The sequence below is a fragment of the Aeoliella sp. genome (assembly GCF_965227375.1).
In the GTDB taxonomy this organism is placed as follows: domain Bacteria; phylum Planctomycetota; class Planctomycetia; order Pirellulales; family Lacipirellulaceae; genus Aeoliella.
Window position 1 is genome coordinate 3,582,418 of record NZ_CBDDFX010000002.1, and the last position, 17,293, is coordinate 3,599,710.

The following is a 17,293-nucleotide window of genomic DNA, read 5'->3' on the forward strand; positions in this document are numbered from 1 at the left end:
CGAGACGGAGAGCACGATGTCCAAGAAAACGCAAATTGACATTGACCTGATTTTGCCCACCTTGCCAAGTGCTCGTGATGCCTGCGTTCAGCGTCTGACCGATTTGCTGACGGCGAAAGAAGGAATTGACGCCGCACATCCTGTGGAAGAGAAGGGAACAGAATTGGGCCAAATTTGCATTCACTTTGACCCCAATCGATTTTACTTCACAGACGTACACTCCTTGGCTAAACAGGCCGGAGCCGAACTCGATCAGCGGTACGGCCATTTGCTGCTCAAATCAAGATCGATGCACGTCCGCCAGGCCCGCACGGCCGAGTCGCGCGCGCAACAAATCGCTGGCGTGTTGGAAGCCGCAATCTCTCCGGCTGGAGTGCTGCGGATCGAGTTCGATCGTGAAATCACCGACGAGGCAACCATCCGAATGGCGGTGGAGAAAATCGGTATTCACACCGCTGAAAAGGTGGAACAGCCTCCGCTGGCCGAACCGTCCGACGAGGCAGACCAGCCTGCCGTGAAAGAACACGACCATGAACATGGTGGCCTGTTCGGCGAAAAAGCGGAACTCGGCTTTTCCCTGCTCTGTGGAGGTCTGCTGCTCACCGGTTGGCTGCTGGCATCGCTGACCAACGTGACTCCGTGGGTGCCGTGGAGTCTGTATCTGGGCGCATACTTCTTCGGCGGTTTCTTCACTCTTCGCGAAGCGATCGAGAACATCCGTACCGGCCGTTTCGAGATCGACTTCTTGATGCTTGTGGCAGCGATCGGCGCCGCATCGCTGGGTGAGTGGGCCGAAGGCGCTCTCCTACTGTTCCTGTTCAGCTTCGGTCACTCATTGGAGCACTATGCGATGGGCCGAGCCAAGCGGGCAATCGAGGCTCTCGCCGACCTTGCCCCGCAATCGGCACTCGTCCGCCGTAACGGCGGCTCCGAGGAAATCTCGGTGGAAGAGCTCCACGTCGGCGATGTGGTGATCGTCAAGCCAAACGAACGAATCCCCGCCGACGGGTTTGTGATCATGGGCGAAAGCAGCGTCAATCAGGCTCCGATTACTGGCGAAAGCGTGCCGGTCGACAAGCGCCCGGTGGATGATGCAGAAGAGGCTGCGGAGAATCCCGACCGACTCGATGCGCGGCACCGTGTCTTTGCCGGCACGATTAACGAAAGCGGGGCATTGCAGATTCAGGTCACGAAACTCTCGACCGAGAGTACGCTGGCTCGTGTCGTGAAAATGGTCAACGAAGCGGAGACGCAAAAGTCACCGACGCAGCGGTTCACCGATAAGTTTGAGCGGTACTTCGTTCCGGCAGTGCTGGCCTTTGACGTGCTTCTGCTGTTTGCCTGGATTGTGATCGACGAGTCATTCAGCGCGTCATTCTACCGGGCGATGGCGGTGCTGGTGGCGGCGAGCCCCTGCGCGCTGGCCATTTCGACTCCGAGCGCCGTCCTCAGCGGGGTGGCCCGGGCGGCTCGCGGCGGCGTTCTGGTCAAAGGCGGTGGTCCACTGGAAAACCTCGGCACGCTGGGCGCGGTTGCCTTCGACAAAACCGGCACGTTGACGGAAGGGAAGCCTCGTCTAACTGACGTTGTCAGTTGCGACGGCGTGGCTGAGGACGAGTTGCTGCGGGTGGCCGTGGCGGTGGAGGAACTGAGCGATCATCCTCTGGCCGCCGCCGTGGTGCGTGGTGGGCGTGAGCGCCTGGGCGGGAACTCCGCGCCCGAAGCACGCGATTTGCAAAGCATCACCGGTCGCGGTGTCAAAGCCAACATCGACGGTCAGGCGGTGTATATCGGCAAGGATGACTTGTTCAGCGAAGTCGATGGACCGGCGATCCCCGATGCGCTGCGGAGGCAAGTCGAATCCCTGGAAGCCGACGGTCGGACGACAATGATCGTCCGGTACGGTGAAAAGTATCTTGGCGTATTAGGGCTGATGGATACGCCCCGCGAGGCGGCCAAGAGAACGGTGGCAAGGTTGCGCGAACTCGGCGTGCGGCGGATGATCATGATCTCAGGCGACAACCAGCAGGTCGCAGATGCAGTTGCGAAAGAAGTCGGCATTGACGAAGCCTGGGGTGATTTGATGCCCGATGACAAGGTTGAGGCAATTAAGAAATTGCGCCGCCAGGAAGAGGTGGCGATGGTCGGCGACGGCGTCAACGACGCACCCGCAATGGCCAATGCCACTGTCGGCATCGCGATGGGCGCGGCCGGTTCCGACGTGGCGCTCGAAACCGCCGATGTGGCACTGATGGCGGACGATTTGAATCACCTGCCGTTCGCCGTGGGTCTGAGCCGCCAGACAAGCCGTATTATTCGCCAGAACCTCTGGGTCAGCCTGGGTATGGTTCTATTTCTGGTTCCGGCCACCGTTCTCGGTTTGCAGATGGGCGCGGCGGTCCTGTTCCATGAAGGGTCGACACTGCTTGTGGTATTCAACGCGCTGCGGCTGTTGGCCTACAAACACTCGTGATGAAAGGCAGCACGACAGTTTTGGAGTTGAAGAACATCATGTTTGGCATCGTCGAAGCAATGATCCGGTACTTCTTTCTGTGGTACTTTCTCACCACCTTGATGAAAGACAGTAATCTATGGGTGGAGACTTTGATCTTGCTCGTACCCGCCTATTCGGGATTCGTCGCCTGTCCTTGGCGTCGAGAGACCGAAGCCTGGAAACAAATGTGACCATCAAATCTTCGATGCTATTTTTATTTGAGCGGTGAATTCCTTCGGAAGCTCGGCGGCCTAGTGTTGCTCTGTGCCGGGAACTTTGGCGACGCAGTTATTATCGAGTGGCTGCGGTCGTCACAGAAAGCGATCAATCGCGCGCCACACTGGGCCACGGGCATTGTGCTGGTGGATATCCTGCAAGAACTTCGCAGTGTTCGCAGACGTTGTCCTCGTCTACTTTGCCCTCCGCATTCAGAATTCAGAGCGAAGCGGTAAAAATAGATCGCCTGTGCGGCATTGTATTGACCGAGTTGAAAAGGACTGCGACGATTATTCAATCGCGTCAATTGAGAATAACGAAACTCCAGTCAATGACCGCCGCCGTGATGACCGCCGCCGTGATGACCGCCACCGTGATGACCGCCACCGTGATGACCGCCACCGTGATGACCGCCGCCATGACGTCGGATGACATGTTGCCCGCCATAGTGGCTGCCATAGTGGCTGCCATAGTACCCGTACCCAAGGCCCAAACCGCGCGAGTAGTACCCGCCGTAATACGGGGATGTGAAATTCCCATACCCGTGTGAGGGGGCATAATACGAGTACGTGGGAGTGTGCTGGGGGTATCCCCCGTAATATCCGGTCGAATACCCTCCGCGGTAGGAACGGCACTGAGCCTGGGCGGAAGATTCCGGGACTGCGACAACCAATCCCGCGGCGAGAACCGCCACTGTTGCGTGAATCTTGAACATCGTTCGTCCTCCTCATTCGTGGTAAGAATCGGATTGCAGGGGGGAGGCCTTCAAGGCCGTTCCAACACTTTAGGATGTCCCGCAGAAAGAGATAGAGCACCGTCCTTTTTTCGTCATTGCACGTCATTCCTGTGGGGAATTGGATTGTTTGTCATGGCCGGGCAGCGGGGTGAACCTCGTCGAGGGTCAGTTGGCCGTCACGGTTTCTGTCGAGATTGTCGAACCGCTTCGCCAACGGGCTGCGTGCGACTTCCTGTCGACTCAGCTTCCCGTCTTTGTTCGCATCGTAGGTTTTGAGAAGCAATTTGGGATGTGCCTTCTCTGTCGACGGACTTTCTGAGAGTTTCTTGGTTCTTGAAGCGTCATTCTTCCGGGATTCGCGGCGTTTCTGCCGTTTTTCCTCTTCGAGTTGCCTGCGCTTCTGGTCGGCCGCTCGGCGCAGCGCGTTGCGCCGAGCCTGTTGTTGGGCCAGCGCCTTCTGGCGTTGCTGCATCAGTTTCTGGTAGTTCTGAACGGCGTTGCGGTACGCCTTCTGGCGGGCCTGAATGTACCTTCTAATGCGGGACGAGTAACTGGACCGCCGCCGCGACCTCCCACGGCGTCCTCTCGCCTCGGACTCAATGACAGTTGATGTGATCACCACAATTGCGAGCAGACAAAGGGTAAGTTTCTTCAAAGGCGCTTGGTGTTTGAACATGGATTCTTCTCGCTTAAGAGCTGGTTGTGTTTCCGTAAACCGAAGAGTCGCGCAAATTGACGAACGAACCTGCTTGGCAGGCCGGAACACGAGAGGTTGAGCGATCCAGAAGGCCGGGCTGCAAGGATATCGCCCAAGAAACGGCTCTCATGTTCAACTGTTGGCCCCGTAGCCAAGCGAACGCAGCCATCCGGCGGACTAAACCAGCCAAGTACAGAGTTGGGCGTTCAAACGAGAGATCGGACGGCCGCGCGTTTTCGACGTCCAGAGTCCAATTTGAGTCTCGTTGTATTCCTGATTCGCTCGAAGCAGAGAAGCTGCCAAGGCACCTGACCGAGAATCCGGTCGGTCTCTCAGCGGAACCCGGCCAGCATTCTCAATCGCTACGCCTCTTCGGTCTGAAAACCGATGACATTCGCAGTTGCAGGGATCGTGGCCACTCGAAGAGACAGTTTCTACAGCATACACGGAGCATACCGATTTATGGTTCCCCGTTGCCGCATGGTGATCAAAGCAACCCTTGCAAACGCCTTGCGATTGGCAAGAATGCACGCCGATGAAAGCAATCAAAATGGAGAGCAGGATACGCATGAGAAATCCTCCTCTTGTCAATTCTAAATAGTGCAACGACCTGTCGTCAAGTACGGGAGTACGGGCACCCCGGCTCGCTTGGTCTTGACGCGTCTACGGCAGTTTTGGAAGATGACACAATGGTGGGAAACGACGCAATCAGATTCCAACGTGGATTGACTTTGACAGTGACTTTATTGTTGCTGTTCGCTTCGCCGTTGGTATCGGCGTTCGGAACTTGCTGCCATTCCACCAATGCGACTCAGTGTTGTCAGGGTGCCGAACACAGTATCCCGTGCCACAGCCCGACATGTGAGTGCCATCGATCAGCGACATTTGTGCCGTCCCTTCAATCGTCTGGGCAGCGGTCGGGACAAGGCGATCTGATCGTCGCTAGGTCGGATGGGCCCGAATTGCCGTGGCTCAATCTTCCGGCAGATGCTTCCTCTCTTCCCGCTCCGCTACCCGCAACGGCGCTTGAGCGCTGTGTGCTCTTCTCGCGGTTGACGCTGTAATCTGTCGCGCTGGCTTTTTGCACCCGTGAATTGAACGTTTTACGGCTGCACATAAGGCTGGGTTGCCGTCAGCGTCGCTTTTCTCTTGTCCGATGCCTTGCGCTCGACAAGTGGCTTGCAGCGTTTCCCCTTCTCAAATGTCCAATCATCTTTCCATGGCACAACAAGAGTGCCAGAAAAGGAGGCTCTTGCATGTTAGTCGTTACCCGCAAGATCGCTGAAGCTATCGTGGTTCCTTCACTCAACGTCTCGCTGGCGGTCCAGAGTATCGAAGGCCGGCGCGTGCGTCTGGCTGCTTCCGCACCGCCGGAGATTCCGGTGTTTCGGGAAGAAGTGTCGGCGCGAACTAATCCGCAGCCGCAACCCGAGCTGAGGATGGAAGGTGTTCGCGTGCTGTTAGCGGACGCCGACATCTCACTTGCCAGGTGCTATGCGGCTCACCTATCGCTGCTGGGCTTTGAAGTGACCACAGCCGGTAACGGGGTTGAATGCATCGCGCGCCTCCGCGAGCAGAGGCCGCATCTGGTCGTCTTGGATGTAGGGTTGTTGTGGGGCCGAGCGGAAGGCGTCCTGGCCTTGATGGTAGAGCAAATCGATGTTCCCGAAATCCCGGTCATCGTGACATATGACCAGTTCGGAGAGCAAGGACTGCCGGCCGTTCATTCGTTCCGCGTGAGTGATTACGCCGCGAAACCCCTCACGCCGAGCCAACTGGCGAAACGCATTCGCGAACTACTGGCGTTTCCAATCAACGGCGGCGATGGGCGACGGTGATCTCTTCCGGTGGTGAAACGAATTGATCGGATTTTCGCGATGAACGATATCAGTCAAGATGGTGTGGAACGACAGCCGAAACGGCGTTCGATTGGCACGCTCCTGATTTGGGCCGTCAATCTGCCGCTATTGGCGGCGCTGGCGCTGTTGTTGCCATTGGATTATCAGCGCGAGATGGAAGACGCGATTGTGGCGAAGCACGCGGCGCTGGAAGAGGAAGCGATGACAATCTACGAAGGGCTAATCGCCCTCGGTCAGAAAGGTGGGCGAGAGTCCGCCCAGAAATACATCAATTCGGTGTGTACTCGCATGCAGGAGTCGCGATCGCCAGGCCACCACATAGTCGTACGCTGGAATCATCACGTGCTGCAAGCCGATGCACATCACGCCGCATCGCCGGAAATCATCCGTGCTATGCAAGAGGCTTCCGTTTCATCTGACCATCGCGCTGCGGTCAATGACGAATCATTGGTCGTGGGCACGTTTTCGGGCGACGGCGTGGAAGTGCAAGTTTCGGAGTACACCACGAACATTCGCCGCTCGATTCGGCGAGAGATTCTCTTGCATTTGGCATGGCTCGCGGGGCTGGCAGTTGTCGCAGCAGCAATCGTGAACGTGGTGCTCTGGCGAATTATGACGCGTCCTGTGAAACGTCTGTCGAACGCCGTTATGCGTATCGCGAATGGCGATTATGAGGTGAATGCCAATGATTTTCACTGCCGCGAAATGAATGACCTGTCGAACGCAGTCGAGCAAATGTCCAAGATACTGGCCGACGACGAGCGCAACCGGCGAGTGCAAATGGATCGGGCACGGCGAATTCAGGAGCATCTGTTGCCCAACGGGGTGGAGGTTCCGGGGCTTCGCATCGCTCACTTGTACCAACCCGCCGATGAGGTGGCCGGGGATTACTATGATTTTCTCCGACTGTCCGACGACACTTGGCTGATTTGCGTGGCGGATGTTGCCGGACACGGCATCTCAGCGGCCATGGGCTCGGCGATGCTCAAGGCTCTCGTGTTACACGCGGCGGAGCAGCATCGCGAACCGTCAAAGATTTTACAATTCATGAACGAGCGGCTTCCCGCTTTACTGTGCGACGAGTTCATTACGATGTTTCTAGCCCGTTGGAACCCCCAAGGGGGCCGGCTGGATTACGCCAGTGCCGGACACGAGCCGGGCCTCCTGCTGTCACCGAGCGGTGACCTGCGTAAGTTGCCCGCTACCGGATTGCCCCTGGGCGTCGATCCGACTGACAATTGGCAAAGCGAGGTGATCTTCCTCGTGCCCGGAGAGCGGTTGCTCTTGACGACCGATGGCGTTGCCGAAACCAGTGCTCCCGGCGGCGAACTATTCGGCCGGGAGCGGCTGCTCAACGTGCTGCTCAACGGCGACAAGCAGTCGCCCCGGAAAACCGTGACGGCGATCCGAACAAAGCTGCTGGGACATCGGACCGGCGGGAAAGGAGCCGACGACGTAACGATATTGCTCTTGGAAGTGAATGGTGGGGAGCCGTCCGACGAAGTTGTTGCCCGAGAGAGTGAGCAAGATGCCAGCACGGAAACGTGTCTGCAACCGCACACTCTCATGCGGTCAAGCGAATCAAATGACTATCCCGACCAGATGTCAAATGGCGATGTACAAATCAAATGATGCTTCAAAATAGACGCCTGTCGTTGCTGCTGTTGGCCATCGCGTCGCTGACTGTCGTTGGCATCCGTGCGGGAATGCAAACGCAGCAGTCGGCGTGGGCCGACCAAGGGAGCGGCGCGACGCAGAAAGTGGAACCGGCTGCGGCAGCGGGCGATTCCGAGCATGACGAATCGGCGAACGAATTGCCGTTTTCGCCCATCCTGTTGGAGTTGGCCGTCATCATCGGCGTGGCAATGCTGGGACGCTGGCTGGCCGAATCACTCAAACAATCGGCCGTACTGGGCGAACTGCTGATCGGCGTCGTTATCGGCAACATCGGCTTTTGGCTGGGCATCCCCTTGTTTGTCATGGTGATGCATCTGGGTGAGGCGATGCCGCTGTTCAGCGAAGTGTGGCTCACCGGCCGCTCCGTGACGGAAGCAGCGAGCGAGATATTCTCGGCGTCTGCGTTGGCCGAGGGCGGCAGCGCCCGCCGGTTGGTGGAGATGATGACCGGCCCGGAAGGACCGCGCTACGTCGCCATGACTTTCGCCTTGTGGCTGTTCTCCGAACTGGGGGTGATCCTGCTGCTGTTCATGGTCGGCTTGGAGTCGGAAATCGATGAGATGCTGGCAGTCGGTTGGCGGGCGCTGCTGGTGGCCGTCACCGGCGTGGTGGCTCCATTCTTCCTGGGACTGCTGGTCGGAATGTGGCTGTTGCCGGACGCCGGGGCGACAGTGCACATTTTTCTGGCCGCCACGCTGTGCGCGACCAGTGTCGGCATCACGGCCCGCGTGTTCCGCGACCTGGGTAAGCTGCAAACACGCGAGGCCAAAGTCATTCTCGGCGCGGCGGTCATCGACGACGTGCTGGGGCTGATCATCCTGGCGGTGGTCGTCGGGATCGCCTCAACAGGGCAAATTGACGCCCTGGAAATCGGTCGCATCTCCTTGCTGTCGGTCCTGTTTCTCGGTTCGGTGATTTTGTTCGGTGGAAACCTCGTCCGCTGGCTGGTGCCGCTCGTCGCGGTTTTTGAAAAACACCATGTCAAACTGTTGTTTCCCTTGGCCCTGGCGTTCTTGTTGGCGTGGGCGGCCAGCGCCATCGAATTAGCCCCGATCGTGGGCGCGTTCGCCGCCGGCTTGATCTTGAGTGAAGAGCATTTCAAGAACGTATCCGCGACGGCTACAATGGCCAATCTGATCGCACCACTGGAGCGGATTTTCGCGCCGGTCTTCTTCGTACTGATGGGAATGCAGGTCAACCTGCAATCGTTCCTCGATCCGACGACCTTGTGGCTGGCATTGGCGTTCAGCGCCGTGGCCATTATCGGCAAACTCGTATGCGGTCTACCAGCGGGACGCGGCACGGACCGCTGGACGATTGGCCAGGGCATGATTCCCCGCGGCGAGGTGGGGCTAATCTTCGCCAGCATTGGCAAGGGCTTGGGAGTCGTCAGCGGGTCGGTCTTTTCCGCCCTGGTCGCGATGGTCGTCGTCACGACGTTGATCACGCCGATCTCCTTGAAGTGGTCGTTGTTTCGCACTTCAGGAGCGGAAGATAAGATATGAAATGAGAGGACCGCGTTGTGCCCATCGTAGATTGGCAATTAGAAGCGATGTACGCCGTGCGGGTGGTCGTTGCGGCGTTCTTGGGCGGTTTTGTCGGCTGGGAACGCGAGTGGCATGGCCGGGAGGCGGGCATTCGAACGTATGCCTCCGTGGCTCTCGGTTCATGCGTCTTTGCGCTAATCTCATCGCATATTCCTGGCGCCGAGCCGTCTCGGTTGGCCGCAAATATTGTGACAGGAGTGGGATTTCTAGGCGCGGGCATCATCCTGCGGGACCGTGGTCGTGCTGTGGGGCTGACCACGGCCGCCACGATTGGGGCAACCGCTGCGGTTGGGACAGCGATCGGGTTTGGAATGTACCTGCTAGCGGCCCTTGCGGCACTGATCATCTTCGGAGTCCTTGCTGCCCACCATATCCCCGGCTGGAAAGCCCTTTCTAGAAATTCCGAAGAGGCGACTTCGGCCAGTAGTGACGTTAAGGTCACAGCGAAGCCGCACAACCAACAGACGACAGAGGATTCCTGAATAGTTCATTTGTGAATTACTGGTGACCTGTGCTATCAACTTCAGTTCGGGACGTCACCAAGCCACATCGGAGCGGTAGTGGAAACATGATTGTAACAAAGAAGACTAGCTGGCTACGAATGATCTTCGCGGTCCATGGAACGACAATGGGCAAAGTGTGGCCGAGGGTGCTAATTGTAACTGCCTTCGCAGGCGTGGTGACTTATTTCTCAAGCGTCGCTGGCGCCCACAAGTATTCACTGACAACAGCTCCATTTACTGTCGTGGGACTCGCACTGGCGATTTTTCTTGGGTTTCGCAACAACGCCGCATACGATCGCTACTGGGAAGGGCGCAAGTTATGGGGTAACATGGTCAACACAACGCGGACTTTTGCGATTCAGGTTCACACCTTGATCAGCGCGGAAGAAGTGGCCAATATTGATGAGTTAATGCAATTACGCCGCAGCTTGATTCGGTTGACTCTTGCCTACGTCAATGCCTTGCGACACAAGTTGCGGGACAGCACTCCCGAAGCGGAGTTGTACGAGTACATGGAAGATAGTGCTTCTGTCGAGGCGGTGCTGCGGCATGCCAATGTTCCAGTTGCAATTGGTCGCCTTATTGCAGAGAAGATTGCTGTGGCGGAGCGACGCGGCTGGCTCAAGACATTTCACGTGCCACTGCTTTACAACAATCTGACGGAAATGATTGCAGTTCAGGGCGCATGTGAGCGAATCAAATCGACTCCCATTCCATACACCTACAGCGTTCTTACTCACCGCACCACGATGCTGTACTGCCTCGCGTTACCCTGTGGGCTGCATGACACCGTTGGCATCCTGACACCACTGGTTGTCGGCTTTATTGCGTATGCATTTCTGGGACTCGATGCTGTGGGAGATGAGATCGAACAGCCATTCGGCCTGGATGACAACCACCTTCCGATACACGCCATCACGAGGACAATTGAGATCAACCTTATTCAACTAGAAGACATTGACTCGAATCAAGTCCCACCGGCGCTTCAGCCGCAGAACCACCTGCTACATTGAGTTATTCATAGCGACACGCTTTTGCTGCATGTGAGGTGGACCAAGAGAATGAGAAATGCGCATCATGAAGCAGTGCGCTGACTTGCACATGTCGTGGATAGAGCTATTGCACACTACACAGCCGACTAGATCCATGGTGCTTCGGGACATACCCAGAGGCGCAGTGGTAGAATCAATACAATCGGGTGGCAAGCCGAAACAGGCGTTTTCCCGTGGAAAACAGCGGATTTCCCGGGGAAATCCAGCCTATGCTGTGCATAGGGAAGACGCCTGTCATCTTTTGTGCTGCACCGCGCCCTCAAGACCGCTTCCAGCCTTGGTCAGGACGCGATTCGTCATTCGAGCGCGGAGCGGGGCAGCAAGATTTGGATTGAGGCAGGATGGGGAGAACGGAAGACACGCCGGATTGGCGGTCTACGAGAAGGGACTGATGGTTGGGAAAAGCAGCAGCCAAGCGCCGGTTTGAGCCGACGCTTGGAACTCGTTGATGATTGGAAGCCAGCGGACGGTGAGCCGCCCGCTGGAGTCTGAATTACGCCGCTGCGGATTCCTTGCGGCTTTTGGCATCAGCCTGTTGCTGACGCATGATCCAGGTGTGGGCCTGGTCGAGCAGCTTGGCCACAGCGAGCAAGTCGTCGAAGCCGAAGCTGTCGGTTTCTTTCCAGGCATCATCCTGCTTGTAGCTGCGGCTGGGAATGACGCTGTACCAGGTGCCTTTGTCGCTTTGGTTCTTCCAGATTGTGACTTGGAGAACTCCGATGCGGATTTTGTGTGCTGGTTTTGACATGATGGTTTCCTTTCTTCGAGTTTGAAGGCCGCGACCATCGCGGCCTGATGGCATCGCAAAAAAGCCGCCTCGTTCCGGTGCGATTAGCGCACCGGGCAAGCGAAAGGCCGAAGGCTTCCTTCAGGAAAACGGCCTTGGCAGCTTGAGCGGACCGGCAGCGGCTTTACGCGTGCCCTGAAGCAGGCCGGGGGTGCGGTGTTGTCGAATTGAAGGAACTCGATTGGCTAACACCGAGGAATCTGTTGGGAGAAACCTCAAGATGCGGATAATGGATCAGCGTTTCGGACCGTCGAGATCGTCATGGTCGGACGTGGAAGAAATGCTTTGCGTATGCCTACCAATTAGGCTTCGACGCTGCCGAAGGCGTATTAAATAATCATCCGAGTCAGAATGGTCCAGTGCTGCTTCACGAAACACGCTTGGCGTATTGCGGAATTCTGCAAAACGCTCGTCGGCGGACAAACGAGCGATAGTTTCTTGAGCGTGGACGAGATACTCTTCAGTATTGCTCGGATGACTGACGACCGCCTTGCGAAAAACACCTGGCGTGTTGCAGAATGCTGTGAACCTTTTGTCCACAGCTAAGCGGGCGATGCTCTCTTGAGCGTCAATCAGAAACTGTGCTGGGTCACTCGGACAAGTGAGCACTGCTTTTCTGAGGATGTAGGGAGTATCTCGGAATTCTGCAAATCGTTCGTCTTCTGATAGACGAGCCATTGTTTCTCGCACGCGGGTCATAAACATCTCAGGGTCATTCGGCGATTGTACGGCTGCCTGCCTGAATATACCCGGAGTATCTCTGAAGTCTGCGAATTGTTCATCTGCTGCCAAGCGGGCACTTGCTTCCCGTACTCGCTCCAGGGTTGTATCTGGATCATTTGGGTAGTTGACCGCAACGTATCGAATTACACCGGGCGTTTCGCGGAAGTCGGCGAATCGCTCATCTGACATCAACCGCGCGACTGTCTCTTGAACGCGCGTCAAATACCCTTCGGGATCAGTAGGGTGGTGCGATGCGGCATGGCGAATAACTCCTGGTGTATCGCGGAAATCGGCAAATCTCTCGTCGGCTGACAGACAGGCAATCGTTTCCTGTACTTGAAGGAGAAATCCTTCTGGATCATTCGGATTTTTCGCTGCGGCACGTTGGAAAATGGAGGGAGAACCGCGAAACTCAGAGAATCGTTCATCGCGGGCAAGTCGGGTTACCGCGGCGAGAACACGATTCAAATAGCCCTCCGGGTCATTCGGAGAGCGAATGGCTGCATCTTGAAAGATATGCGGCGAGCTTCGGAACTGTGTAAACCGTTCGTCGGCAGCAAGTTGGGCAACAGTGCCTTGCACACGAACGAGGAATTGTGCAGGGTCGGCAGGATTACGTGATGCCGCCTCACGAAATATGTGCGGCGTGTCACGAAATTCAACAAACCTGTCGTCGCTGGCCAGTTGACTCACTTGCTCACGGAATCGGATCAATGCTCCTTCAGGGTCCTTTGGGTTTAGACGCACAGCCTGACGGAACATTCCAGGTGTATCGCGAAAGTCCGCAAACTGCTCATCTGCAGACAGACGAGCAATTGCTTCACGAGCAAACTCAAGAAATCCGGCAGGGTCAGTCGGATATCCTGTGGCGGCTGCTCTCACGATGCCTGGAAAATCTGAGAACTCAGGGAACTCTTGAGGAATTCTGTCGAGGGTGCCGTTGTAGAGAGTCGCAGAAGCGATTTTCTCTGGCTCAATCGCGAGGATGTCACTGTTAATGACGAGTTCGACCGCCAACAATCGGTAGATTGCCGGTCGTAACCCAGCCGGCAACTGAACTTTGCGACGGCGACACATCTCCTCAAATCGCTCGAAAGTGGTAGACAGGACTTCGTGAGACACTACTGGGTCTGGATTGCGTTGTAACTCGGCAAGAAGCGTGCTTGCTGAGTGCGTGGCGTGTGATGCGAGATGTGTATTGTCGGAAAGATGCGTTTTACCTGTCAAAGAGCGGCCACTGTCGCGCTGTATCTGGCGAACTCCCTCCATGAACTCGGCGGCTTGATTAAGTAGCTGAGGGTCAAGCGATGCAGAAACTGAAAGAGAGCGTGGTTCAGGGCGGTCGGTCACAAAGACTCACGAATCGTTAACTTCTGTCAACGATTGTGGCAGCAAATAGTTAATGGCGGGTAAAGCAGGCGGAGCGAAAGCAACGAAGGATGGAATATCAACAGCCCAACTGTCCTCCGTGTCAAATCCACAGAAAAACGATGTGATGCGCAAAACTGGCGCGATCTACGCTTGTATTGCAGTCACATCGTGGTCGCGCGTGGGTGATATTGCGGTTTCCGAGTCGCCGCAAACGTAGAGTGAGTGCGTGAGAGCACAAAAAGGTTAACGAATCATTAACCAATGCTGTGCTACCGTAAAATCAGTTATGATTCGTATCACGCAACAAGATAATGCCCGGTCGGCAAAGTCATATTATGCGAAGGCCGATTATTACAGTGAGGGGCAAGAGATAGTAGGTGCCTGGGGCGGCAAGGGTGCCGCTCGCCTTGGGTTGACCGGAATGGTCGACCAGTTCTCGTTCGAGCGCCTCTGCGATAACCTGCATCCTCAGACCGGTAAGCCATTGACGGTACGGACAAGGTCTGAGCGGACGGTTGGTTATGACTTCACCTTCTCGGTGCCGAAGTCGGTCTCACTTCTCTACGCCATGAGCGGCGATCAGGACATTCTGGAAGCGTTTCGCGGTGCGGTTGACGAAACCATGCGGGAGATGGAAGCCGAGATGATGACCCGCGTCCGCCGGGGGCATCAGGATACCAACCGTACAACGGGCAACATGGCCTGGGCGGAGTTCATTCATACTACGTCCCGCCCGGTGGACGGCCTTCCTGATCCGCAATTGCATGCCCACGTTTTTGTCTTCAATTCAACATGGGATCAAAAGGAAGACCGTTGGAAGGCCGGACAGTTCCGGGAACTGAAGCGGGATGCGCCGTACTTCCAGTCGGCGTTCCGCGTCCGGCTAGCCAACAATCTCCAGGACATCGGGTTTGGCATCAGGCGCAAACGCGATGATTTCGAGGTCGCCGGGATTCCGGTGGACGTGCTCAAGCGATTCTCACGGCGCACTGCCGTGATTGAACGCATGGCGGAAGAAAAAGGGATTACCAATCCCGACCGCAAGGCCGAGCTTGGGGCGGAATCTCGTGAGAAGAAGGCAGACACAATGGGATTGCAGGCGCTGCGCAAGGAATGGAATGCGCGCCTTTCCGGCGACGAACGCAGCAACCTGGCGACGGTCCATCGCCGGGACAAAGAGTTTGTCCGGCAGGATCACGGCGAAAGGCTGGCGGTCGATTATTCCTTAGAGCACAGTTTCGTTCGCGAAGCGGTGCTCCCTGAGCGAAAGCTGGTGACAGAAGCCCTCAAACGCGGCCTTGGAACAGTCACGGTTGAAGATACCGCGCGCGAGATGAAAAGCCGCGCTCTGGTGCGAAGCGAGATTGGCGGCCGGCAAATGGCGACCACGAAAGAGATGCTCGCTCTGGAATCCAAGCTGATCGAGTTTGCCCGGAAGGGCCGGGGACGCTGCCGCCCGCTCGGCAACCCGGATCGGGAAGTCTCGCGGGAGTGGTTCAATGACGGGCAGAAGGCAGCGGTTCGCCATGTGCTCGGCACACGCGACCGCGTGATGATTATTCGCGGTGTCGCCGGGACAGGTAAGACAACCCTGGAACAGGAAATCGGCGAGGCGCTCGCCGAAGTGGGCGTTCCCGTCGTGGCGCTGGCCCAGTCGGTCAAAGCCAGCCGCGAAGTGCTCCGCAATGAAGCGGGGTTTGCCGAAGCTGACACGGTGGCTCGGTTCCTCAAAGATAAAAAGATGCGGGCCGGGGCGAAGAACGGTGTCATTCTGGTGGATGAGGCAAGTCAGCTCGGCACGCGGGATATGCTCCGCGTCTTCGATGCGGCCGAAGAGTTGAGCGCTCGTGTGATCCTGGTCGGCGACCGCAGGCAGCATCGAAGTGTTACGGCGGGTGAGCCGCTCAAGCTCTTGCAGGAGTCTGCGGGTCTCAAAGTGGCGGAAGTGACGGAGATTTTGCGGCAGCAGGGCGATTACAAGAAAGCGGCGCAGGCTCTGAGTGAGGGGCGGACAGATGAGGCATTCGGCGAACTCGACAAGCTCGGATGGATCAGGGAGGTCGATGATTCGGAGCGATACCGGCAACTTGCCAGTTCATACTTAGAGGCAGTTTCGGAAAAGAAAAAGGGCGGTGCTTTCAAAACCGCCCTTGTCGTATCACCGACCCACGCGGAGGCGGCACGGATCACGCAGGCCGTCCGCGAAGGTCTCAAGGAGCAGGGGAAGCTCGGGCAGGAGCGAATCGTCTCGGGCTGGGTTCCATCGCATCTCACCGATGCCCAGAAAGCCGATGCGACGCAGTACGAGCCGGGTGACCTGCTCCAGTTCCATCAGAACGCGCGGGGATTCAAGAAGGGATCGCGGCTGATTGTGGATGACGGCGGCAGTGTGCCGACGCAGGTTGCGAATCGATTTGAGGTCTACCGCCCGACGCAGTTCGCCCTTGCTGCGGGTGATCGTGTCCGCATTACCGCCGGCGGCAAAACCAAAGACGGCAAGCATCGCCTCAGCAATGGCTCTTTGATGACCGTCCAGGGCTTCACCCCTCGCGGTGACATTGTGGTCGATCACGGCTGGGTGATTGACCGCGATTTCGGCCATCTGACGCATGGCTATGTGGTGACGAGCCATTCCAGCCAAGGCGTGACGGTGGACAAGGTGTTCGTGGGCATCTCCAGCCAGTCATTGCCGGCCACCGGACAGCGCACGGCGTATGTCGCCGTGACGCGGGGCAGACAGCAGGCCGTGATTTACACGGATGACCGCGTCGAACTACTGAGAGCCTTCGGCAAACCGGATGATCCGGTCTCGGCGACCGAACTGGCGGAATCGGCGCAGCCGAACACAGGAAACGGCAACCGAATGAAGGACCGGGGGACGTTCATACGGGGACGAGCTGTGTTCGCATCGCCCCCACAGCATTCACACAACGGAAAAGGCCGAGAACCGGCCCCACGACCGGAGATAGACAATGCGCGATGAAAAGATGACACCCGAGCGGCACTACAGCGTCAATCCACACCTTTCCGGCCATGCGAAGCGTGCATCCTTTGGCAATGACGGCGGGGACGATGGCGAAGCCTGTTGCCCTGCATTCGGATATTTGCGCGGCATCCATGACCGTTCAACGGCGATCGAGTTCCGATTCCGCAATGGGAACAGCGCGTTTTTCCCGTATAGCTGGCTGGGGCCTTGGTGGTACAACCCCACCGAAGGCTTGCTCATCAAGTTCACGGGCGACGTGGTCTATCTGGTGCTGATCCGGGGCAGCAACCTCGATACTCCGCTGGCTGAAGGTTCAATCGATCTGCTGCATGCCGGCTTGCACCGGCACCGGGTGGTGTGGATTCGCGAAATGATCCAGGAAGACATTGCCCAGGTTGGCGAGTCGGGGCCGACGATTGACAGTATCGACGTGGCGGAATTCGAGTCGAATGCGGAACTGAAGGCATGGCTTGAAAAGGCGGCGAGCGGGTTTCTGCATTAGGATGAACAGGTTACGCCGATTGAGCACGCCCCTCACGTGCTTTCGCCTTCCGCTTGTTGTAAGTTAGCCACACCGCCAAAGATCTTTGGTGCATACCCAATCTTCTGTGCTGCCTCGCACTGAAACGCATTTCACACAAATGT

At 57.1% G+C, this 17,293-nt stretch carries 13 protein-coding genes; 9 read left to right on the forward strand and 4 right to left on the reverse strand.

Annotation, left to right across the window (positions count from 1 at the left end; all coding sequences use genetic code 11):
* Positions 1 to 16 precede the first annotated feature (16 nt).
* Entirely contained in the window at positions 17 to 2,473 is a 2,457-nt protein-coding gene (locus ACQK2L_RS27115) for a heavy metal translocating P-type ATPase (RefSeq protein WP_425400179.1), read from the forward strand.
* Positions 2,473 to 2,685, forward strand: coding sequence for a hypothetical protein (locus tag ACQK2L_RS27120; protein ID WP_425400180.1), 213 nt, complete (start codon positions 2,473 to 2,475; stop codon positions 2,683 to 2,685). Before ACQK2L_RS27115 ends, ACQK2L_RS27120 begins: the two co-directional genes overlap by 1 nt.
* A gap of 328 nt (positions 2,686 to 3,013) precedes the next feature.
* Here ACQK2L_RS27120 and ACQK2L_RS27125 read toward each other — a convergent pair whose 3' ends face one another.
* Complete coding sequence (locus ACQK2L_RS27125) at positions 3,014 to 3,145, reverse strand: hypothetical protein (RefSeq protein ID WP_425400181.1); 132 nt, start codon at positions 3,143 to 3,145, stop codon at positions 3,014 to 3,016.
* 431 nt (positions 3,146 to 3,576) lie between these two features.
* Positions 3,577 to 4,122, reverse strand: a complete 546-nt coding sequence (locus ACQK2L_RS27130; RefSeq protein ID WP_425400182.1) for a hypothetical protein — start codon at positions 4,120 to 4,122, stop codon at positions 3,577 to 3,579.
* Between the two features lie 1,277 nt (positions 4,123 to 5,399).
* Here ACQK2L_RS27130 and ACQK2L_RS27135 point away from each other — a divergent pair.
* The 5 genes from ACQK2L_RS27135 (at position 5,400) to ACQK2L_RS27155 (ending at position 10,742) form a co-directional block, all read left to right on the forward strand.
* Positions 5,400 to 5,981, forward strand: coding sequence for a carbon storage regulator (locus tag ACQK2L_RS27135; protein WP_425400183.1), 582 nt, complete (start codon positions 5,400 to 5,402; stop codon positions 5,979 to 5,981).
* 12 nt (positions 5,982 to 5,993) lie between these two features.
* Positions 5,994 to 7,634 (forward strand): PP2C family protein-serine/threonine phosphatase, encoded by a 1,641-nt coding sequence (locus ACQK2L_RS27140; protein ID WP_425400184.1) that lies wholly within the window; start codon positions 5,994 to 5,996, stop codon positions 7,632 to 7,634.
* Positions 7,631 to 9,184 carry a cation:proton antiporter gene (locus ACQK2L_RS27145; protein WP_425400185.1) on the forward strand — a complete coding sequence of 518 codons (1,554 nt, stop codon included), beginning with the start codon at positions 7,631 to 7,633 and terminating at the stop codon, positions 9,182 to 9,184. The genes ACQK2L_RS27140 and ACQK2L_RS27145 overlap by 4 nt, the downstream gene beginning before the upstream one ends.
* Positions 9,185 to 9,201: 17 nt before the next feature.
* Complete coding sequence (locus tag ACQK2L_RS27150) at positions 9,202 to 9,708, forward strand: MgtC/SapB family protein (protein ID WP_425400186.1); 507 nt, start codon at positions 9,202 to 9,204, stop codon at positions 9,706 to 9,708.
* An 86-nt stretch (positions 9,709 to 9,794) separates the two neighbouring features.
* Positions 9,795 to 10,742: a bestrophin family protein gene (locus tag ACQK2L_RS27155; protein ID WP_425400187.1), complete on the forward strand. Its 948-nt coding sequence runs from the start codon at positions 9,795 to 9,797 to the stop codon at positions 10,740 to 10,742.
* A gap of 532 nt (positions 10,743 to 11,274) precedes the next feature.
* Here the strand turns inward: ACQK2L_RS27155 and ACQK2L_RS27160 are convergent.
* Positions 11,275 to 11,529 (reverse strand): hypothetical protein, encoded by a 255-nt coding sequence (locus ACQK2L_RS27160; protein ID WP_425400188.1) that lies wholly within the window; start codon positions 11,527 to 11,529, stop codon positions 11,275 to 11,277.
* Positions 11,530 to 11,802: 273 nt separating this feature from the next.
* The gene (locus ACQK2L_RS27165) at positions 11,803 to 13,641 is read right to left on the reverse strand and encodes a hypothetical protein (protein ID WP_425400189.1); all 1,839 of its coding nucleotides are present in this window, start codon (positions 13,639 to 13,641) and stop codon (positions 11,803 to 11,805) included.
* Positions 13,642 to 13,948: 307 nt separating this feature from the next.
* Between ACQK2L_RS27165 and mobF the strand changes: the two genes are divergently transcribed.
* On the forward strand, positions 13,949 to 16,645 hold the full coding sequence (gene mobF / locus ACQK2L_RS27170; protein WP_425400190.1) for a MobF family relaxase: 2,697 nt from the start codon (positions 13,949 to 13,951) through the stop codon (positions 16,643 to 16,645).
* The gene (locus tag ACQK2L_RS27175) at positions 16,635 to 17,150 is read left to right on the forward strand and encodes a hypothetical protein (RefSeq protein WP_425400191.1); all 516 of its coding nucleotides are present in this window, start codon (positions 16,635 to 16,637) and stop codon (positions 17,148 to 17,150) included. The genes mobF and ACQK2L_RS27175 overlap by 11 nt, the downstream gene beginning before the upstream one ends.
* Positions 17,151 to 17,293 lie beyond the last annotated feature (143 nt).